The following is a 19,111-nucleotide window of genomic DNA, read 5'->3' on the forward strand; positions in this document are numbered from 1 at the left end:
GCTCAGGCCGGTCCGAGCTCGGCATCGAGCAGGGCGAACAGATCTCGGTCGGTGGGGGTCCCGGCGGGCGCCGGCACCAGGGGGCCCTCGTCGGCGGCGAGGCGATTGAGGGCGCCGCGCAACCGGATTCGCAGTTCCGCGCGTACGGCGGGATCCGCCGGCGCGTCGCGGACCGCTCGTTCGAAGTCGGTCAGCCGGTCCAGGACCGCCGGCCGGGTGTTGCCGGCGACGACCCGGGCGGTGAGGTGCCGGACCAGGGCGTCGACGCTGTCGTGATCGAAGAGTGTCGTGCTGGGCAGCCGCAACCGCAGGGTGTCGCCGAGCCGGCGGGCGAGTTCGACCGCGGCCAGCGAGCCCAATCCGATGTCCTGCAACCGGTCCTCGGGCGCGACGACCGCGCGCCCCCCGCGGATGGTCCGCGCGATCCCCGCGACCACCGCGTCGAAGACGAGGCGGTACTGCTCATCCGGTGGCAGCGCCGCCAGCGTGTACAGCCAGGGGGCCGCCGGATCGGCGACGGAGGCCGGCGCCGGCGCGGCCTCGGCCGCCGGCGTGGGCGCGGGGGCCGCCGCGGCGTCGAAGACGCTCTCGTCCCTGTCCGCGAGCGCGGCGCGGATGACCGGCTTGTCGAGCTTGCCCATCGCGTTGCGCGGGATGCGGTCGGCGTGGACCACCCGGGTCGGCAGTTTGTAGCGGGCCAGTTCCGATTCGGCGAACCGGCGCAGTTCGGCGAGCGCGGGCCGGGCCCGCGGGCCGGTCGGGCCGGGCGCGGCGCGGCCGGTGACGATCGCGACCACGCTCTCGCCCTCGTGCTCGTCCGGGACACCCACCACCGCGACGTCCTCGACGTCCGGGAAGCGCGCGAGCACCTGTTCGACCTCGGCGGAGTACACGTTGTCGCCGCCGACGATGATCATGTCCTTGCGGCGGTCGACGAGATACAGATAGCCGTCGGGATCCAGATAGCCGATGTCGCCGGTGCGAAACCAGCCGTCCGCGAACACCTCCGCGGTGGCCTCGGGCTTGCCGCGGTAGCCCCGGGCGACCGTGGGCGCTCGCACACAGACCTCGCCGCGCTCGCCCGGCGGCAGGCCGCCCGCGCCCGCGAGATCGCCGGCGGGGTCGACGATGCGGATCTCGGTGTAGGGCAACGGAAGTCCCACCGAAGCGGAGTGGGTGGCGATCCGGTCGGCCGGCAGATACGCGGCGAACAGCGTCTCGGTCAGCCCGTACGCCTGCTGCAGCGCGATGCCCCGCTCGCGGTAACGCTCGATCAGCGATGCGGGCGCGGGCGCTCCGGCGGTGACCGCGGTGCGCAGCGCGGACAGGTCGGCGGCCGCGAATCCCTCGTGCGCGGCGACCGCCGCGAACATCGCCGGCACCGCGAACACGGTTGTCACACCGTAGGTTTCGAGATCTGCGAGCATACTCCCGGCCTCGAAGCCGCGGCGCAGCACCACCGTGCCGCCGCGCATCAGGGTGCGCAGCGCGAAGGAGCCCAGGGGCGCGGTGTGGAACAGCGGCGCGACCACGAGCGTGACGTCCAGCGGCGCGGACGTGGCGACCATGTCCTGATTGACGCCGTTCCACCAGAGATTGCCGTGTGTCAGCTCGACGCCCTTGGGCCGGCCGGTGGTGCCGGATGTGTAGGCCAGCATGGCGATCCGGTCCGGCCCGCAGTGCACGGGCTCTGGCGCCGGGCCGGCCGCGGCCGGCAGCGTCTCCCAGGGTGACGGGGGCGCCTCGCCCGCCGTCGCCGCCGGGTCGCCGGGGACCGAGAGCAACCGGGCGGAGCCGGGCGAGGCTGCCTCCGCAACCGGACGATACTCCGGTTCGGTGACGAGCGTGTGTGGCGCGCAATCCGACAGCACGATGGCGACCTCGGGTGCGGTCAGTCGCGAGTTGACAGGTACGAACACCGCGCCGAGCCGCGCCGCCGCGAGGAAGGTGGTCAGGAAGGTGACGCTGTTGCCGCCCAAGTACACCACCCGATCGCCTTCGGTGGTCCCGCCCGCGGCGAGCACGGCGGCCAGCCGCCGCGCCTGGTCGGCCAGCGCGGCGTAGCCGTACGTGCTGCCCTCGTAGACCAGCGCGACCCGGCGGCCGGTCTGTGCCGCCAGCGTGTCGACGCGGGCGGCGGGGCTGAGTTCTGTCGTCGTCGGCACGATCACGATGAGCTACCTCTCCCGATGTCCGGTTAGGCCGAGTCCAGCAGTGTCGCACCGACATTCACGCCGAATCCGGTGCGCGCGGCGAATTCCGCGATGCCCTGCTGCTGGCGCGGGCCGAGCCCGAAGTTCAGGGCGTCGGTGTAGTACCGCCGCAGGGTGCCGGCGTCGAACTGTTCCCAGCGCGCGGTGCGCTCGCACAGCTCGTCCATCTCGGCGATGGCCCGATCGCGGGCGTTCAGCAGGGCGGAGTGCACCTGGCGCACCGTCTCCGGCTCCCGTTCGAGGAATTCGCGCCGGGCCGCGACCACGGCGAACACGAACGGCAGGCCGGTCCAGTCCCGCCACATCCGGCCGAGGTCGTGCACCACCAGCCCGCGGGTCGGCGCGTAGTACAGGGCGGTGCGCAGCGCGACGTCGCCGATCAGCACCGCCGCCGGCGCCTGCGCGAACATGACGTCGAGATCCGGTGCGCTGCTGAAGAATCGAGGCCGCACACCGATGTGCTCGGCCAGCAGAAGTTGCGCCAGCCGGACCGAGGTGCGGCTGGTGGAGCTCAGCGCCACCGGCACCCCGTCGAGCCGGTCCAGTGGCACCCGGCTGACGATCAGGCAGGACATGACCGGCCCGTCGCAGCCGATGGCCAGATCCGGCAGCATCACCAGATCGTCTGCGTGCGTGAGGAATTCGACGAGACTGATCGGGCCCACGTCGAGCGCGCCGCCCGCCAGCTCGGCGCTGAGCCGTTCCGGGCTGCCGCGGACCAGATCGAGCTCCACCAGGCTGCCGGAGCGGGCCAGGCCCCACAGGATCGGCAGCCAGTTCAGGAACTCGATGTGGCCGACGCGGGGGCGCCGGCGGAGGGGAGTGAGTCGTCCGGCCTGGACGTCGGGACCGGAAACTGAACGCATAGGCCAACTGTCGCCGACCCCGCCGTGCCGCGTAACCCCTACGCGTCCCCTAACCTCGGCGGCCGGGCCGTCGCGACGATGCGGCGTCCCGATGGAATCGCTAGGCTGTCAAGGGAATTCGGTCGGGTTGCACGGCGTGCTCGCGCAGCACCCGCCGCATCGCGGTGCGGGCCCGCTCGAACACCTCGGTATCGTCGAAGAGGGTCCGGTCGGTGGCGGCGCTGCGCTCGAAGGCGGACAGCTCGAAGGCCAGTTGCACCGGATCGGTGTCGGCGCGGATCTCGCCGAGTTGCTGTGCCTCGATGATCGTCTGCCGGTGGAAGTCGTGCCACTGTCGCCAGACGGAGACGATCGCGTCCCGGACCCGGCCGGGCCGCGACCCGTACTCGGAGCCGACGGACAGGAAGAAGCAGGCCCCGCCGGCGGCGGCGTCCTTGCCGGTGTGGTCCAGCCACGCGTCGCACAGCGTCTGCAGCCGGCCGATGCCCGACGGCTGCCGCAGGGCCGGGCCGATCACCTCGGTGATGAAACTGGCCTTGGCCTCCTCGATCGCGGCCAGTTGCAGCTCCTCCTTGGACCCGAACAGGCCGAACACCCCGCTCTTGCTGGCGCCGAGGGCGGTCGCCAGCCGGCCGATGGTGAGCCGGTCCAATCCTTCCGCCGTGCCGACCTGAACCGCTTCGCGCAGAATGGCGCGCCGGGTATCCTGCCCACGCACGGGCCGTGTCTCGGTCATCCGCCGTACTCCTTCGTCACCGCCCCTGTGTGTCAGTTGCCTGCTCATATTAGCTGAACGATCGTTCGGCCTGGTATAGGGCCTGTGTCCATCGTCCGACGAGACGGTGACGGGAGATCGCGAGGTCCGCCCTGTGCAGGCCGGTTATCGCTCCTGGTCGGCCCGTTTTGCCCGGCTTGACCCGAGCGAACGTTCGTGCGTTAATGAACACGCACGAACGTTCGGTTCAATAAGAGCAAGGGTCTGCGATGGCGTTCTTCCACGACTACTCGGCAGGTGGACGATGACTGACAGCGTTGCGAACGAAATTCCCGCAGCGATCGAGCCGCGACGGGTACTGCTCATCACCTCGGTGGCCACCTTCGTGGCCTTCCTCGACATGTCCGTGGTCAACGTGGCGTTCACGGACATCACTCAGAGTTTCCCGGGTACCAAGTTGTCCACGTTGTCGTGGGTGGTATCCGGCTACGCCGTGTTCTTCGCGGCCGTGCTGACCCCGATCGGCCGGTACGCCGACGTCTTCGGGCGCAAGGCGGTGTTCGTCTGGTCGCTGCTGGGCTTCACCGTGGCGTCCGCACTGTGCACGATCGCGCCCAACATCGAGTTCCTGATCGGTGCGCGCGCCCTACAGGGCGTCGCGGCCGGCGGCATGATCCCCGCCGCGCTGGGCCTGGTGCTCGGCTCCTACCCCGTCGAGCGCCGGGTGGCCGCGGTGGCGGCCTGGGCGGCGGCCTCCTCCGCGGCCGCCGCCTTCGGGCCCGCGCTCGGCGGCGTGCTGGTCTGGGCCTGGGACTGGCGTGCGGTATTCCTCATCAACGTGCCGGTGGGCCTGCTGGCCTTCGTGGCCGGCCTGTCGTGGCTGCCGGAGATCCGGCCCAACCTGCGGGTCCGGCCCGATCCGCTCGGCGCCGTACTGGTCGGCATCGGTGTCGGCGCCGTGGTCGTCGGGCTGACCCAGGGCGGCGAATGGGGCTGGGGCAGTGTGGCATTCCTCGGCACCACCATCGGTGGCCTGGTACTGCTGGCGCTCGGCATCCTCCGCTCGATGCAGCATCCGGTGCCGGTGTTCGAGGTGAAGCTCTGGGCCGATCGCAAATTCGCCTCGGCCAGCGCCGTCTCGTTCCTCTTCGGCATCGCCATGTTCGCCTGGCTGCTGGCCTGCCCGCTGTGGACCATCGTGGTCTGGAAATACTCGGTATGGGAAGCGGGCCTTGCGAATTCGCCCGGCGCCTTCACCGCGGCGATCGGCGCGGGCATCGTCGGCCGGTCGAAGCACCCGGACATCCAGCGGATCGCGACCATCGCCGGCGCGGTGCTGTTCGGCATCTCCGGGATCCTGTTCGCCCTCCTGTTGCACGAGCAGTCCCGGTTCCTGGCGGTGTGGCTGCCGGTCGGCCTGTTGTCCGGTCTCGCGATCGGCCTGCTGATGACCGCGGTGTCCTCGGCGGCGGCAACGTCGTTGCCGCAGGCCAACTTCGCCTCCGGATACGGCATGAGCATGACGGCGCGGCAGATGGGCGGCGGGCTGGGTATCGCGGCCTTCGCGGCGATCACCATCTCGGTGACCACCGGCTGGCTGGACGGGCTGCACGCGGTGTTCTGGTTCGCCGCGGCGGCCATGGTGCCGGTGATCGTGGCCGCGCTGCCGATGACGGGCGGGCCGGCCGCGGCCGAGCCGACGGCCGACGCTGCCGGAGCACAGTCGCCGCTGTCCGACAGCGTCATGTGACCCATTTCATAAGGTGCGGGCTCGCCGGGGAGCCCGCACCTTTCCGGCCATCGATATTTCGCGGCCGGAAGGCTCTGTGACGTCCGTGTGACGTCGGAAAATTTCAGACATTTCGCCCCAGGCGTATCGGTGATCCCGATACGCCTGGAAGTCGTTCGTGGTCAGCGCAATTCGCGGAGCGGCCGTTCGGAAAAATTACGGACCTGCACATCGGCGGCGCGCCGGTTGAACCGATCGATGATATGTCACAACGCTTCTCGGCCGTATTACCGGCAACCCGTCCGCGTGGATTTCCACGAGTTGTCCGGCCGCTTTCGTAAACGCATCGCGCGCATCGTGCGATTACTATCAGCAAGCGGCGGACGACGAAGTCGCTCTTAGGTATCCGATGCCGGGCGTGTCAGTGGCAGGTCGGCTGTGTACGGGCGGGGGTTATGCCCATGGAACCTGTTGGACAAATCTCGGAAGCGGATCGGAGGCCGGAGCGGACCGGCGGTACGGTCGGTGTTCCACCTCGAGCGTGGTCGCAAACGTCGGCCCTCATGTATTTACGTAGCGGCGGCGCGGCGCGGCTGCGGGTCGCGCAATTGCTGGCGGTGCTCGACGCACCCACCTCGTTGTGGATCCTGGCGCGGATATTGGACGCGGACCGGTCGGCGGTGCGCGCGCTCATCGGTGAACTCACCGCGAACAAATTGGTGGCGTACAGCCAGTTCCGGCAGCACGACATCCGGGACGCGGTGCTGCGCGAGACACCGATCGCGCTGCGGCGGCGGCTGCATCAGCGCTGCGCCGAGGTGCTGTACGAGTGTTCCGCGCCGGCCGCCCAGGTGGCCGACCATCTGATCGGCGGCGCGGAGGTACGGGTGCCGTGGGCGGTCCCGGTGTTGCGCAACGCGGCGCGGCACGCCCTCGCCGACGACGACACCTCCAGTGCCATCGAGTATCTCGAACTGGCCTGCCGGGTCGCCGACAACGACGCCGATCGCGGAATCATGCTGGTGCATCTGGCGGTCATCCGCTGGCGGCTGAGCCCGTCGACCTCGACCCGCAGCTTCGCGCGCCTGGTGACGATGGTGCACAGCGGCGCGATGCCCGCCGCCGGTCTGGCCATGACGACGCGCTATCTGCTGTACTCCGGTCGCGCGGAGGACGCGACCCGGGCGGTGCGGCTGCTGGACGACGCCGCGGCCACGGCCGAGCCGACGGCCGCCGCCAATCGAGCCGTGCTGCGGCAGTGGCTGCGGTGCTTCTACCCCGGCCTGGCGACGGGCGCCGCCGCCGACCCGGAGATCCGGACCGGCAGCCCGGATCACGATCGGATGCTGCGCCGGTGCGGCTGGTACGAATCGGATACCGCCGCCATGGGGTTGCTGTCGGACGTATTCGCCCACGGCGCTTGCGATCACGCCATCGCGCGATCGCAGCGGCTGCTGCGGGCGCACCGGCTGGACGACAGCACGGTGTGCGCGCTGCTGACCGCGCTGGATGTGCTGGTGTACGCCGACCGGCTGGAATCCGCCGCGTCGTGGTGCGACGCGCTCATGCTGGAGGCCAATGCCCGTCAGGCGCCGGCCTGGCAGGCGATCTTCGGGATCTGGCGCTCGGCGATGTATCTGCGGGCCGGCGCGGTGGAGGACGCCATCGGGCACGCGGTCACGGCGCTGAGCCGGGTGCGCGGCGACAGCCTGGGCACCTACGGCGGCCTGGCGGTGGCCTGCCTGGTCGAGTCGGCGACCGCCGCGGGACGGCTGCGGGAAGCGGCCACCTATCTGGAAACCGAAGTGCCCGAGACCGTGTCGCTGTCGCGGGTCGGACTGCACCATCTGCACGCGCGCGGCCGGTTCCGGCTCGCGGTCGGCGACCACGACGGGGCACGCGCGGACTTCCTCGCGTGCGGTGAGCGGATGCGGGAGTGGCACATGGACATTCCCGGTCTGGTCGCCTGGCGCAACGACCTCGCCGAGGTGCAGCTGGCCGCCGGCGACCTGCCCGGCGCCCGGCGCTGGGCCGCCGAGCATCTGTCCTGGATTCGAAGCGCCGCAAAACATTCCAGCGGAGGGGTGTCGTTGCGGCTGATCGCGGCGACCAGCGCGCCCGCGCAGCGGGTGGCGTTGTTGCGAAAGTCGGTGCACATCGCGGCATCCGGTGCGCAACTGCTCGAAACCGCCACGGCCCTGGCCGATCTGGCCGACGCCTATCATCTGATCGGCGAGCGGGACCGCGGCCGGACGGCGGCGCGCCGCGCCCTGCGGCTGGCCGAACAGTGCGGCGCCGAACCCCTGCGCCGCCGGCTGGCCGGGCCGCGGACGACCAATCTGCACCCGGTCTCGGCCACCGAGACCCCGCGCGAGGCACTCAGTCCCTCCGAGCTCAAGGTGGCCCGGCTGGCCGCCGAGGGCTGCCGCAACCGGGAGATCGCGCGGGAACTCCACATCACCACCAGCACCGTCGAACAGCACCTGACCCGCGTCTACCGCAAGCTCGGCGTGACCCGCCGCGCCGGGCTGGCCGCGGCGCTCGTCGACGAGCCCGACACCCGGCAGACGGAGGCGGTGTGATCTCCGGTCCCTGGCTGCGGCGGCTGCCGCCCGGCGACGGCTCGGCCGCCGCTCGCCTGATCTGCTTCCCGCACGCCGGTGGGGCGGCGACCACCTTCCTCCCGCTGGCGCGATTGCTGGCGCCCCGCGTGGAGGTGGTGGGCGTGCAGAATCCGGGGCGTCAGGAGCGCTACGCCGAGCCACGGCTCGAGTCGATCGCCGCGCTGGCCGATGGTGTGCTGCCGAGTGTCCGCGCCGCGGCCGACCGGCCGACCGTGCTGTTCGGGCACAGCATGGGGGCGATCCAGGCCTTCGAGGTGGTCCGCCGCCTGGAGGCCGAAGGCCGTTCCGTCGCAGCGCTTTTCGTCTCGGCCCGGCGGGCGCCGGCGCGATGGCGGGCCGAGACGGTCCATCGCCGGCCGGATGCGGGCCTGGTGTCGGAGATGCGGTTGCTGGGCGGGACCGACGGCCGGATCTTCGACGACGAGGAACTGGCCCGGATGTATCTGCCCGTGGTCCGCAGTGACTACACGGCGGTGGAGACCTACCGGTGCGAGCCCGGCGCCCGGGTCGCGTGCCCGATCGTCGCCGTGACCGGGGACCGTGACCCGCGAGTCCCGGTCACCGATGTGCGGGAGTGGGCGGGACACACCACGGCCGGATTCCGGATCCGGGTGTTCCCGGGCGGGCACTTCTATCTGACCGACCACGCGGCGGCGGTCGCCGCCCTGGTGGAGGAGGTGCTGATCGCGGCGGAATCCGGAATCGGCTTCCCGGAACGGTAGTCAGTCGGCCATCGCCGCCGCGATGGTCAACTGCTCGGTCGCCAGCCCCGCGGCCATCGGGCGCTGGAAGAACCAGCCCTGCGCGGTGTCGCAGCCCAGTTCGAGCAGCCGATCGGCCTGGTGCCGGGTCTCCACGCATTCGGCGGTGACGGTGAGGCCGAGCCCGTGGCACAGGTCGATGATCGCCTCCAGGATCAGCAGATCGTTGCGGCCGGCGCTGCCCGCGGTACGGATGCGGTGCACGAACGGCCCGGCCAGCTTCACCACGTGCAGCGGCAACCGGCCCAGATAGGCGAGATTCGAGTAGCCGGTGCCGAAGTCGTCGATCGCGATCCGGACCCCGCTCTCGGCGAGGATGCGCAGGGTCTGCAAGGGCCGGCCGGTGGTGTGCATGAAGGTGCGTTCGGTCAGCTCCAGTTGCAGCTGCGCCGGCGCGATCCCGGTGTCGTCGATGAGCTGCTGCACCCGCGGCAGCCAGCCACGGTCCTCGACCTCGGCGGCGGCCACGTTCACGCTCACCACCGGCGCGGCCGGGCCCAGTTGCTCGTGCCATCGCCGCGCCTGCCGGCAGGCCATCGTCAGCACGTCGGAGCCGAGCGCGCCGATGTGGCCGGAATCCTCCGCGAGATCGATGAACCGTCCCGGACCGAGCACGCCCAGTTCCGGATGCCGCCACCGCACCAGCGCCTCCACGGCCACCGGGACCGCCTGCCGGTTGGCGAGGGTGACGATCGGCTGGTATTCGAGGAAGAATTCTCCCCGGGCCACCGCGCCCGGCAGCGCCGACGCCAGATCCAGCCGGGTGCGCTCGCGCTGCTGCCGATCGGCGTCGTAGACGGCCCAGCGGCCGCGGCCCTCGGCCTTGGCCCAATACAGCGCGGTGTCGGCGTTCTGCAGCAACTCCTCCGGGCTGGTGAGCCCGGCGCGTTCGGCGTACACGCCGATACCCGCGGTGACCGTCAGCCGTTGCCCGTGCACCTCGAACGGGACGGCCAGCACCCGCAGCACCGCGTCGGCCAGCTCGGCCAGTTCGCTGGGGGCGCCGGCCCGCGGGACCAGGACCACGAATTCGTCGCCGCCGATGCGCGCGGCCGGCCGGCCCGGACCCGCCAGTTCGGCGAACCGGCGCGCCACCTGGGCGAGCAATTCGTCGCCGACGGCGTGGCCGAGGGTCTCGTTCACCGATTCGAGCCCGTCGATGTCGATGTAGCAGAGCCCGACCCGGGCGTCGGGATCGGTGAAGGCGGCGCCGAGTTCGTCGAAGAACCGGGTCCGGTTCGCCAGCCCGGTCAGCGGATCGTGCTGGGCGTGGAACCGCAGGCGCGCCTCGTTGTCGCGCAGCCGTTGCTCGGCCGCCCGCCGGGCCGCGATCTCGGCGGCCCGCGCGCTCTCCTGCTCGGCCAGCAGCCATGCGCGGAACGCCCGCACGTAGCCGGTGCCGAACGCGCCCAGCACGGCGGCGGCGTCGAGTCCTCGCGTGGCGAAATGCGCGGCCAGCGTGGCGACGCTCAGTCCCAGCACCTCGTCGCCGACGAATCGGGCCTCGGCGAACTCGGCGCCGATCTCGGCGGCGGCCCGCGAATCGCCTTGCCGCGCCGCGGCATCCAGACCGGCTGCGAGGCGGGTGAGCAGCTGGGTCACCTCGGCCGCACTCAGCGCGACGACATGGTCGCGCGCACCACCGGCCAGCGCCGCCGCCCAGCGGCGCGCCAGCTCGGCAGTGTCGCCGGCATCCGTGCCGACCGAGCCGCCGTCCCACGCCATGGACCGATCGTAGCCGGATCGTTACGCGTGTGCTAACTGCAGGATGGTAAGTAATCCTCGAATACGATTGCCCTGCTTCGGCTTCCGCCGGATCAGGTTGTCAGAGAGGTTGGAATGACCAGACCCAGTTGGGCACCGGAAGGCATAGACCTGGACCGTCCCAGCGCTTCCCGAGTCTACGATTATTTCGTCGGTGGTATGCACAACTTCGAGATAGATCGTGCGCTCGCTCGCGAGATCGAGGCGTTCACACCGAATGTCGCCCACACCATGCGCGCCGATCGGGAGTTGCTACGCCGGATCGTGCGGTATCTGGTCGAGGACGCCAACGTCACCCAATTCCTGGATCTGGGTTCCGGAATCCCGACTGCCGGGAATGTGCACGAGGTGGCGCAGGCGCGCAATCCCGAGGTGAACGTCGTCTATGTCGACATCGATCCGGTGGCGGTCGCGCACAGTCGCGCGCTGCTGGAAGGTAATTCGCACACGGCGGTGGTGCACGCCGATGTCGCCGATCCGGACGGCGTGCTCGCCGATCCGCTGGTGACCGGCCTGCTGGATTTCGACCGGCCGGTCGCGATCCTGCTGATGGGAGTGCTGCAATTCCTGCCCGATGCCGCGGATCCCGCCGGCGCGGTGGCCCGGTTGCAGGAGGCCGTGGTGCCGGGCAGTTATCTGGCGATCAGCCACGCGACCGCCGACGGTCAGCCCGAGGAGGTGCTCGCGGCACAACGCTTGTCCGGCCGCACCGCCACGGAGATCGTGCTGCGTTCCAAGGAGGAGATCGGCGGCTACTTCCACAACTGGACGCTGCTGGAGCCGGGGCTGGTCCAGCTGCAGGCGTGGCGGCCGGACCACGGCGAGGACCTGAGCCGGGCAGTGGCGGATTCCGGCGCCTTCGGCGGGCTGGCCCGTAAACGGTGATGATCACCGTTACCGCTGTCGCCGAAGGCTTTTCGCGTGACGGGTGGACGCCGGGCCGGGGTTCGACGGTATGGTGTGCACGCTGTCTCGAGCAATTGGAAGGACTGTGGTGCGTACACCTTTGCTGATGGTTGTGTTCGGTCTGGCGGTAGCCGCCGGAGGTGCGGGCGCGGTGGCGGTCGCCGACGCGGCGCCGGTGATCCACGCCGCGCCGATCGCGGAGCCGGTCGTGCTGGGTTCCGACGACAACGGGCACGCCGTGACCCTGACCGTCGGGCAAGAGCTGGCGGTCGCCCTCCCGGACAACCCCTCGACCGGATACCGTTGGCAGCTCGGCGATCTCGACCAGAACGTGCTGCGCGTCGACGGTGATCCGCAGCTGCGCGCCAATCCGGCCGGCGGTTTCGTGCCCGGCGGCCCGGACCAGGCGGTGTGGACGTTCGCGGCCGAGGCGCCCGGCACCACCACGCTGAACCTGGTGTCGGCGCGGCCGTGGGAGCAGGGCGGCGCGGCGAGCGGCCCGCGGTATTCCCTGACGGTCACCGTCAAGTAGCGAAACGAGCGAGGCCGGGGGCCGTATATCACGAATCGACGCCCATATTGTCGATTTCGTCCCGTACGTCCCGGCCATCACTCGAGAATCTGACCAGCAGCAGCTGCGGAAGTCCCTCACAGCGTTTTGTCCTCGACACTCGGCCGATATTCGGCCGGGCTGTCCGGGCATGGACAGAGAGGTCGGATTTCATGAACAGCATGCGTTCGCTGGCCAGGTTCGCCTGGCCGGCCGTTCTGGCCGGGGCGATGGCGGCGGCGATCATGGGCGGGACCGTCGCCCGGGCCGATCCGTTGTGGCCCGGCGGCCCGGACATTCCGGGCGTTCCGGCGTTGATCCCAGGGCCCCCGCCGGAACCGGGGCCACCGGGCGATCCGGAGGCTCCCCTGCCCCCGCCGCCTCCGCCGCCGCCCTGGTTCGGCGGCCCGCCGGCGGCGGTCACCGCGCCCTGCTCCCCGGCGGCCCGCGGCTGTATGCGGTTGTCCACCAACGAGGCGTGGCTGATGGACAACGGCCGGGTCACCTTCGGCCCCACGCCGATCTCGCACGGGCGGCCGGGCTACGAGACGCCGCCCGGATCGTTCCCGGTGGCGTTCAAGAAGGATTACCACTGGAGCACGATGCACAACGCCGAGATGCTGTACGCGATCTTCTTCAACGGCGATATCGCGACGCATATCGGCCCGATCGAGGAGCAGTCACACGGCTGCATCCGGATGACCCCCGACGGCGCCCAGGCCTTCTTCGACTACCTGAACCCGGGCGACATCATCGAGGTGGTGCCGTAGCGCCGACCGGCCGGTAACGTCCGCCCGGGTTGGCAGGCACGCACCGGCCGTGTCAGGTTGAGCGGTATGGATGTGATCGACATGCACCGGCGGGCGGCCGATCGGTTCGGCGCTCACGTCGAGCGGGTCGGCGCCGGTCAGTGGGACCTGCCGACGCCCTGCACGGAATGGGATGTGCGCGCGCTGGTCGAGCATGTCGTCGCCAATCACCGCCGGATGGCCGGACTGTTGCACGGCCGCCCGTTCGAGGCCGTCGACGAGGAGCCGGACCGGTCGTGGCGGGCGGTGACGGCCGCGGTGCGATCCGGGTTCACACTGCCCGGTGCGCTCGATCGAACCGCGCCGTCGCCGTTCGGTGGCGACGGGCCGATCTCCGGCCTGATCTTCATCATCACCGCCGATCTCGCCACGCACACCTGGGATCTCGCGCGCGCGACGGGCGCCGACGAGGCGCTCGACGCCGAACTGGTGGCCGCGCTGTTGCCGGGGATCGAGCGGGCGCAGCCGGTCATGACGGCCAGTGGCAGGTTCGCGCCGCCGGTACCGGTGCCGGACGCGGCGGGCCCGCAGGAGCGGCTGCTCGGCCTGCTCGGGCGCCGCATGCGGCCGTAATCCGGTGCGGGGTCAGCTGTTCAGGAAGTCGAGCAGCTCGCGCGCGACGATCGCCGGTTGTTCCTCGGGCAGGAAATGGCCGCATTCGGGCAGCGCCCGGCCGGTGACATTCTCGGCGTAGTCTCGCCAGATGTCCAGTGTGGGAAGCGATCCCAGCAGACCTTCCGAGCCCCACAGCGCCAGTACCGGCATGGTGAGGCGACGGCCTGCCGCCGCGTCGGCGTCGTCCAGTTCGGCGTCGCCGGGGAACGAGGCCCGGTAGTCGTCGAATCCGGCGCGTAGCGCGCCCGGTGCCGAGAAGGCGCGGACGTATTCGGCGACCGCGTCCGGGGCCAGACCGGCACGCTGAAAACTCCAGTGCTCGAAGAAGTATCCGAGATATGACCCGATGTCCTTGCCCGCCAGCAACTCCGGCAGATCGGGTTGCAGGTGGAACAGCCAGTGCCAGTAGCCGCGGGCCACCACGACATCCAGCCGACGCCAGACCTCCCGGGTCGGGACGATGTCCAGGACGGCCAGCCTGGTCACCTCCGCCGGCCGGTCCAGCGCCCAGCGGTGCGCGACCCGCGCGCCACGGTCGTGCCCCACGACGGCGGCGGATTCGAATCCCAGGTGACGGATCAGTGCCGACATGTCCGCGGCCATCGTCCGCTTGTCGTAGCCCTCGCGCGGTTTGCCGCTGTGGCCGTAGCCGCGCAGATCCGGCGCGATCACGGTGTGGTCGCGGGACAACGGCTCGATCAGGTGCCGCCAGCAGTAGGAGGTCTGCGGCCAGCCGTGCAGGAGTACCAGTGCGGGTCCGTCACCGGAACGGGTGTGGTGGATGCGAATCCCGTTGACGGACACGGTCTCTTCTACCGGGTTCATAGGGTTACAAGTTAGTCGTCGGCCTAACTGCTCGCAAGGGTTAGAATGGCGGGGTGGACGACGAATTCGTGTTCGACGGCGGCCGTCCCTGCCTGGACCTGGTGAACACCGTCCGGGAGCGCTACCTGGGCGGCCGCGATCTGCTGACCGGACCGGCCGCGCTGTCCGAGTGGCTCGTCGCCGCGGGCCTCGCCGGCCGGCGGCCGCGCGTAACCGCCACGCAGCTGGACGAATTCGTCGAACTGCGCGAGGCGATCGACGCCGTGGTCATGGGCCGTGCCACGCCACGAGCGGTCCGGCTGCTCAACGAGTCCGCGCGCTGCGCCCCGCTTCCGGTGCCGCAGTTGCGTTTCCGCGCGGGCAGGCTCGACCGCGCCGAACCGGTCCCGGCGGATCCGGTCGCCACCGCACGGGCACGGCTGGCCGTCGACGCGATCGAACTGGCCACCGACGGCACCCCGGTCCGCGAATGCGGCGCCGGCGATTGCAGTCTCCGCTTCGCCGACTACTCGCAGAAGCACAATCGCCAGTGGTGCTCGATGGCCCGCTGCGGCAACCGCGTCAAGGCCCGTGCCCACTACGCCCGGATTCGCAAGGGCCGCAAGGAGGAAAGCTATCCTGCCGGGACGGGTGCGTGAGGACTCCCGAGCGGCCTCGCGCGATCTTCGGCCCACCGGCCGCTGTGCCGACCGGCCGGTGGGGTGACCGCCGGTCCGGCCGGATTTCGGCGGCGGACAGCGAGCGCCGGACGGGGCGTCCGATTCCGGCACGGCGCGCGTGCGACCGGGGCACGGTCCGCAGGGAGCGGACCGTGCCCCGGTTTCGTCACCGCGATATCGGTCAGGCGGGGGAGGCCGCGGTTTCCACCGGCGCGGTCGATTCGGCGGTTTCGGTGGATGACGCGGATTCCTTCGGCTCCGTGCGCTTTTCGGTGGCGGTGGCGGTGTCCTCGGGCAGGGCGGGCTCCGGTTCGGCGGGGGTGCGGACCGACGGCAGCAGCGTGCAGCCGAGGCAGATCAGGCCGAGGAACAGGTAGCCCAGCGCGACCTTCGGGGCGGCGGCCCAGGCCACTTCCGTGGCGTGGATGAGGCCGACCCAGCAGAGCACCGCGCCGATTCCGGCCGCGATCGCCGCCGGCACGAAACGTTTGTCCAGGATGAAGGTCACGATGGCGCCGAGCACCAGGCCCGCGAGCACGCCGCCGTTACCGAGGATCTTCAGGCCGTCGTAGACCACCCCCGCCTGGCCCAGGGCCGACATGCCGACCTTGTCGGCGGTCGTGCCCGCCGCGGCCAGCGCGTTGTCGATCTGCCCGGTCGCCCACTCTGCGAGGTTGGGCAGCAGCGCCGCCACCACCGCGACCGCGTGCACCTTCGGTACCGCCTGGAACGCCTGCGCGCCGATCAGCAGGCCGATGTACAGCAGGATCGGGACGATCGCCGGATTCGGCAGGACGGTGGCGAGCAGGCCGAACAGGCCGAGCAGGCACATCAGGCCGATCACCACGCCGCTGGCCAGCGAGTAGCCGGTCCGCCCGCCCGCGTCCTTCCAGCCGGGATGGCCGATGTAGACCGCCGGCGGGAACGGCGAGCCGAACGCGGAGCCGACGATCGCGCCGAAACCGTCGGCGAGCAGCACGCTGCGCAGGTTGTAGCTGTCACCCGCGGCCGCCGCGCTCTCGACGTTGCTCATCGCCTCGGTGAAGTTGTAGACACCCAGCGGAATCGCGGTCGCCAGCAGCGGGGAGAGGTTGGCGAGGCCGTCACCGAGCAGATTCAGCCGCAGCGTCGGCAGTCCCACCGCGATGTCGTGCGCGGCCTGGGTGACCTCGGGTACGGACATGTAGCCGCCGATCCAGCCGATCGCGGTGCCGACCAGCAGCGCGACCAGGCCGATCGGGACGTTGCCGGGCAGCTTCACATCGGTGAAGAAGCCGATCAGCAGGATCGCCAGCACCGGCAGGCCGATCCAGGCGGCATCCCAGATCTGCGCGGCCGGCCGCATGGCGATGAAGGTGATCGAGATGCCGGCCAGCGTGCCGAGCATCGCCGCCCGCGGGGTCACCCGCCGGATGTACGGCCCGACCAGCGCGCCGATCATCACGATCACGCCGATCATGAACGCCCACGCCAGGCCCGCCGACCAGGCCTTCATCGGGTCACCGGTCTTCAGGAAGATCGGCAGCATGACCACGAAGACCACGATGAACATGTGCGGCACGCTGGGCCCGTACGGCAGGGCCGTCACCGTGGTCCGCCCCTCACGACGGGCCAGGCGCCGGGCCAGCAGCATGTAGTACAGGTTGCCCAGCACCAGAGCCACTCCGAGCGCCGGCAGCATGGTGCCGAGCACGTCGTGGTTCGGGATCTTGACGACCGCGATGGACAGCGTGGTGAGGGTCAGCACGTTCACCAGGATGTTGAACGAGAGACCGAAGAACGCGTTGGTGTCACCGCGAGTCCACCACGGAAGTGGCAGGCGGGCAGCGTCCTTTCCGGGAGTGGGACTGTCGGGGAGTGTCGTGTCGACGGACATCGGATTTCCTGTCATCGGGCCGGTGCGCTGCCGGCGGCGGTGGGGGTGAGTGCGGTGACGACCGCGGCCGAGTCGGCGACCCAGCCGAAGATGCCGCCCTGGGCGGCGATCATGTCCAGCCCGACGCGCTGGAATTCCGGGAAATACGAACCGACGCAATCGGAGACGACCAGGCAGCGGTAACCGCGGTCGTTGGCCTCCCGGACGGTCGTGTGCACGCACACCTCGGTGGTGACGCCCGTGACGAGCAGTGTCTCGATGCCGTCGCGCGCCAGCACCTCCGACAGTTCGGTGGCGTAGAAGGCGCCCTTGCCGGGCTTGTCGATCACCACCTCGCCGGCCACCGGCGCGAGTTCGTCGACGATGTCGTGACCGTACTCGCCGCGGATCAGGATCCGCCCGAACCGGCCGGGATCACCGATGCGCTGGGACGGGTTGCCGCGCAACAGCTTCGCGGGCGGGCAGTCGGAGAGGTCGGGCAGATGCCCCTCCCGGGTGTGGATCACCGGGACATCGGCGGCGCGGGCCGCCGCGATCAGCGCGGCCAGCGGTTCGACGACCGCCTGCAGCAGGGCGACGTCGTTGCCGAGGCTCTCGCCGAAGCCGCCGGGCAGCAGGAAATCGCGCTGCATGTCGATCACCAGCAGCGCGACGGTGCCGGGGTCGAAGGTGAACGCGGTGGGCCGCGCGGGTACGGACCGGGCGGTGGGCAGGGCTGCGGTCATCGGTTTTCCTTCGGTACGAGCCGGATGTTGCTGCGCGGCACCGCCGCCGGGTGCGGTGCGTCGGTCACGGCCTGCGGCGCGCCGGAATCCGGTGTGCGCGGCTCGTCGAGGATCCGGGCGGCCACCGCGAGCACCAGATCGTCGGCGAGCGCGGGCCCGAGCACCATCGCCGACACGGGCCGGCCGTCCGCGGTGAGGCCCACCGGCACCGCGATCGCGGTGAGGTCCAGCAGATTTCCGAAATGGGTGTAGTGGCCCAGGATCGTGTTGGTCGCGATCGGATCGGCGAGCACCTGGCCGACGGTGAACGTGGTGCCGATCGTGGGCAGCACGACCACGTCGAAGTCGGCCCACATCCGCGCCACCACCGAGCGCAGCCGCTGCAACTCCTGCTGGGCGCGGAACACGTCGATCGCGTCGAAACCGTAACCGGTGGAGAGGATGTCACGGATCACCGGCAACACCGATTCCGGATGCGCGGTGAGGAAGGAGTCGAACTCCACCAGCCGCTCGGCCACCCACGGACCGGAGTAGAGCAGCTCGCCGGCGGCGAGGAACGGCGCCACGCTGATCGACACCTCTTCGAAGCCCAACCCGCGCAACCGGTTCCGGAAGGCCGAATGAGCGGTCCGCATCGCCGCGTCGCCGAAGAATTCCAGCTCCGATTCCGGCGGCAGGCCGACCCGGACGGTGCCGTCGCCGAACCGCGGCCCGCGCGGGCGGCTCCACGGATCGCCGGGATCCTCGGCGGCGATCACCTCGAAAACCCGGTCCAGATCGTCGATCCGGGTCGCCATCAGGGTCATGCAGTCCAATGATCGGCACGCGGGAACGAGGCCGACGGTACTGATCAGCCCGCGCGACGGTTTCCAGCCGACGATCCCGTTCAGCGCCGCCGGCACCCGGCCGGAGCCCGCCGTGTCGGTGGCGACGCAGAACGGCACCTCGCCGAGCGCGACCGCCAGCGCCGAGCCCGAACTCGAACCGCCCGAGATCATGTCGTGGCCGAATACGCTGCGCGGCACGGTGTACGGCGTGCGCGTGCCGTTGAGTCCGGTGGCGAACTGGTCCAGATTGGTCTTGCCGACGAACAACGCCCCCGCGTCCAGCAGCCGCTGCACCGCGGGCGCGGTGTCGGTGGCGGTGTAGGCGAAGTCGGGGCAGGCGAGCGTGGTCGGCCGGCCCGCGACGTCGATGCTGTCCTTGACGCCGAACGGGACGCCGTACAGCGGCAGCGTCCGCGCGCCGGGCCGCCGCTCGATCTCGGCGGCGGCGGCGAGGAGTTCGTCGCGGGGCACCGGGGTGATCCAGGTGCCGTCGTCGCCGCGCGCCGCGATCGCGTCCGCGACGCGGGCGGCGGTCTTCGTCGGTGAGCCGCTGCCACTTTCGTGCGAGGCGAGGATCTCCGCCACGCTGGGACCCGAATTCTGCATCTGTCGATTGTCGACAGAATGTGTGAAAGCGGAAGAGGCGC

The 19,111-nt window shown here is 70.8% G+C and carries 16 protein-coding genes; 8 read left to right on the plus strand and 8 right to left on the minus strand.

The features are described 5' to 3' along the window. Positions 1-2 precede the first annotated feature (2 nt). From NRB56_RS06725 to NRB56_RS06735, 3 genes are all read right to left on the minus strand, one after another. Entirely contained in the window at positions 3-2,171 is a 2,169-nt protein-coding gene (locus NRB56_RS06725) for an AMP-binding protein (RefSeq protein ID WP_153339683.1), read from the minus strand. Positions 2,172-2,197: 26 nt separating this feature from the next. Further along, entirely contained in the window at positions 2,198-3,079 is an 882-nt protein-coding gene (locus NRB56_RS06730; RefSeq protein ID WP_153339684.1) for a menaquinone biosynthetic enzyme MqnA/MqnD family protein, read from the minus strand. A 100-nt stretch (positions 3,080-3,179) separates the two neighbouring features. Next, positions 3,180-3,815, minus strand: coding sequence for a TetR/AcrR family transcriptional regulator (locus tag NRB56_RS06735; RefSeq protein ID WP_153339685.1), 636 nt, complete (start codon positions 3,813-3,815; stop codon positions 3,180-3,182). A 283-nt stretch (positions 3,816-4,098) separates the two neighbouring features. Here NRB56_RS06735 and NRB56_RS06740 point away from each other — a divergent pair, with 283 nt between their 5' ends. The 3 genes from NRB56_RS06740 to NRB56_RS06750 all read left to right on the plus strand — a co-directional run bounded on the left by NRB56_RS06740 (position 4,099) and on the right by NRB56_RS06750 (position 8,869). After that, on the plus strand, positions 4,099-5,544 hold the full coding sequence (locus tag NRB56_RS06740; RefSeq protein ID WP_153339686.1) for a DHA2 family efflux MFS transporter permease subunit: 1,446 nt from the start codon (positions 4,099-4,101) through the stop codon (positions 5,542-5,544). A gap of 542 nt (positions 5,545-6,086) precedes the next feature. Further along, positions 6,087-8,105, plus strand: coding sequence for a helix-turn-helix domain-containing protein (locus tag NRB56_RS06745; protein WP_153339687.1), 2,019 nt, complete (start codon positions 6,087-6,089; stop codon positions 8,103-8,105). After that, positions 8,102-8,869: a thioesterase II family protein gene (locus tag NRB56_RS06750; RefSeq protein WP_319942667.1), complete on the plus strand. Its 768-nt coding sequence runs from the start codon at positions 8,102-8,104 to the stop codon at positions 8,867-8,869. The genes NRB56_RS06745 and NRB56_RS06750 overlap by 4 nt, the downstream gene beginning before the upstream one ends. Here the strand turns inward: NRB56_RS06750 and NRB56_RS06755 are convergent, their stop codons facing one another. Continuing rightward, a complete protein-coding gene (locus tag NRB56_RS06755; RefSeq protein WP_153339688.1) occupies positions 8,870-10,633 on the minus strand; it encodes a putative bifunctional diguanylate cyclase/phosphodiesterase in 1,764 nt (587 codons plus the stop codon). Between the two features lie 114 nt (positions 10,634-10,747). Here NRB56_RS06755 and NRB56_RS06760 point away from each other — a divergent pair, with 114 nt between their 5' ends. The 4 genes from NRB56_RS06760 (at position 10,748) to NRB56_RS06775 (ending at position 13,510) form a co-directional block, all read left to right on the plus strand. Continuing rightward, positions 10,748-11,557, plus strand: a complete 810-nt coding sequence (locus NRB56_RS06760) for an SAM-dependent methyltransferase (RefSeq protein WP_153339689.1) — start codon at positions 10,748-10,750, stop codon at positions 11,555-11,557. A 127-nt stretch (positions 11,558-11,684) separates the two neighbouring features. Next, complete coding sequence (locus tag NRB56_RS06765; protein WP_194290755.1) at positions 11,685-12,110, plus strand: protease inhibitor I42 family protein; 426 nt, start codon at positions 11,685-11,687, stop codon at positions 12,108-12,110. 191 nt (positions 12,111-12,301) lie between these two features. Beyond that, entirely contained in the window at positions 12,302-12,898 is a 597-nt protein-coding gene (locus NRB56_RS06770) for a L,D-transpeptidase (RefSeq protein WP_227837329.1), read from the plus strand. Positions 12,899-12,964: 66 nt separating this feature from the next. After that, positions 12,965-13,510, plus strand: coding sequence for a TIGR03086 family metal-binding protein (locus tag NRB56_RS06775; RefSeq protein ID WP_153339691.1), 546 nt, complete (start codon positions 12,965-12,967; stop codon positions 13,508-13,510). A gap of 12 nt (positions 13,511-13,522) precedes the next feature. Here NRB56_RS06775 and NRB56_RS06780 read toward each other — a convergent pair whose 3' ends face one another. Next, a complete protein-coding gene (locus NRB56_RS06780; RefSeq protein ID WP_153339692.1) occupies positions 13,523-14,377 on the minus strand; it encodes an alpha/beta fold hydrolase in 855 nt (284 codons plus the stop codon). A gap of 53 nt (positions 14,378-14,430) precedes the next feature. On the opposite strand from NRB56_RS06780, the gene NRB56_RS06785 reads away from it, so the two are divergent. Continuing rightward, complete coding sequence (locus tag NRB56_RS06785) at positions 14,431-15,015, plus strand: CGNR zinc finger domain-containing protein (protein ID WP_319942668.1); 585 nt, start codon at positions 14,431-14,433, stop codon at positions 15,013-15,015. A 202-nt stretch (positions 15,016-15,217) separates the two neighbouring features. On the opposite strand, the gene NRB56_RS06790 is transcribed toward NRB56_RS06785, so the two are convergent. From NRB56_RS06790 to NRB56_RS06800, 3 genes are read right to left on the minus strand one after another with little or no spacing between them, the layout of a single operon-like run. Further along, positions 15,218-16,912, minus strand: coding sequence for a SulP family inorganic anion transporter (locus NRB56_RS06790; RefSeq protein ID WP_153339693.1), 1,695 nt, complete (start codon positions 16,910-16,912; stop codon positions 15,218-15,220). Positions 16,913-16,923: 11 nt separating this feature from the next. Continuing rightward, positions 16,924-17,637 carry a cysteine hydrolase family protein gene (locus NRB56_RS06795; protein ID WP_153339694.1) on the minus strand — a complete coding sequence of 238 codons (714 nt, stop codon included), beginning with the start codon at positions 17,635-17,637 and terminating at the stop codon, positions 16,924-16,926. Then, complete coding sequence (locus NRB56_RS06800; RefSeq protein ID WP_153339695.1) at positions 17,634-19,070, minus strand: allophanate hydrolase; 1,437 nt, start codon at positions 19,068-19,070, stop codon at positions 17,634-17,636. Before NRB56_RS06800 ends, NRB56_RS06795 begins: the two co-directional genes overlap by 4 nt. Positions 19,071-19,111 lie beyond the last annotated feature (41 nt).

This window comes from Nocardia aurantia (assembly GCF_009604425.1).
GTDB lineage: Bacteria > Actinomycetota > Actinomycetes > Mycobacteriales > Mycobacteriaceae > Nocardia > Nocardia aurantia.

What these genes read in the sequence shown, in the direction of transcription:
- NRB56_RS06730 (WP_153339684.1), bottom strand. Translation starts at nt 3,079, where the DNA reads ATGCGTTCAGTTTCCGGTCCCGACGTCCAGGCCGGACGACTCACTCCC.
- NRB56_RS06735 (WP_153339685.1), bottom strand. Translation starts at nt 3,815, where the DNA reads ATGACCGAGACACGGCCCGTGCGTGGGCAGGATACCCGGCGCGCCATT.
- NRB56_RS06740 (WP_153339686.1), top strand. Translation starts at nt 4,099, where the DNA reads ATGACTGACAGCGTTGCGAACGAAATTCCCGCAGCGATCGAGCCGCGA.
- NRB56_RS06745 (WP_153339687.1), top strand. Translation starts at nt 6,087, where the DNA reads ATGTATTTACGTAGCGGCGGCGCGGCGCGGCTGCGGGTCGCGCAATTG.
- NRB56_RS06755 (WP_153339688.1), bottom strand. Translation starts at nt 10,633, where the DNA reads ATGGCGTGGGACGGCGGCTCGGTCGGCACGGATGCCGGCGACACTGCC.
- NRB56_RS06760 (WP_153339689.1), top strand. Translation starts at nt 10,748, where the DNA reads ATGACCAGACCCAGTTGGGCACCGGAAGGCATAGACCTGGACCGTCCC.
- NRB56_RS06765 (WP_194290755.1), top strand. Translation starts at nt 11,685, where the DNA reads ATGGTTGTGTTCGGTCTGGCGGTAGCCGCCGGAGGTGCGGGCGCGGTG.
- NRB56_RS06770 (WP_227837329.1), top strand. Translation starts at nt 12,302, where the DNA reads ATGAACAGCATGCGTTCGCTGGCCAGGTTCGCCTGGCCGGCCGTTCTG.
- NRB56_RS06775 (WP_153339691.1), top strand. Translation starts at nt 12,965, where the DNA reads ATGGATGTGATCGACATGCACCGGCGGGCGGCCGATCGGTTCGGCGCT.
- NRB56_RS06780 (WP_153339692.1), bottom strand. Translation starts at nt 14,377, where the DNA reads ATGAACCCGGTAGAAGAGACCGTGTCCGTCAACGGGATTCGCATCCAC.
- NRB56_RS06790 (WP_153339693.1), bottom strand. Translation starts at nt 16,912, where the DNA reads ATGTCCGTCGACACGACACTCCCCGACAGTCCCACTCCCGGAAAGGAC.
- NRB56_RS06795 (WP_153339694.1), bottom strand. Translation starts at nt 17,637, where the DNA reads ATGACCGCAGCCCTGCCCACCGCCCGGTCCGTACCCGCGCGGCCCACC.
- NRB56_RS06800 (WP_153339695.1), bottom strand. Translation starts at nt 19,070, where the DNA reads ATGCAGAATTCGGGTCCCAGCGTGGCGGAGATCCTCGCCTCGCACGAA.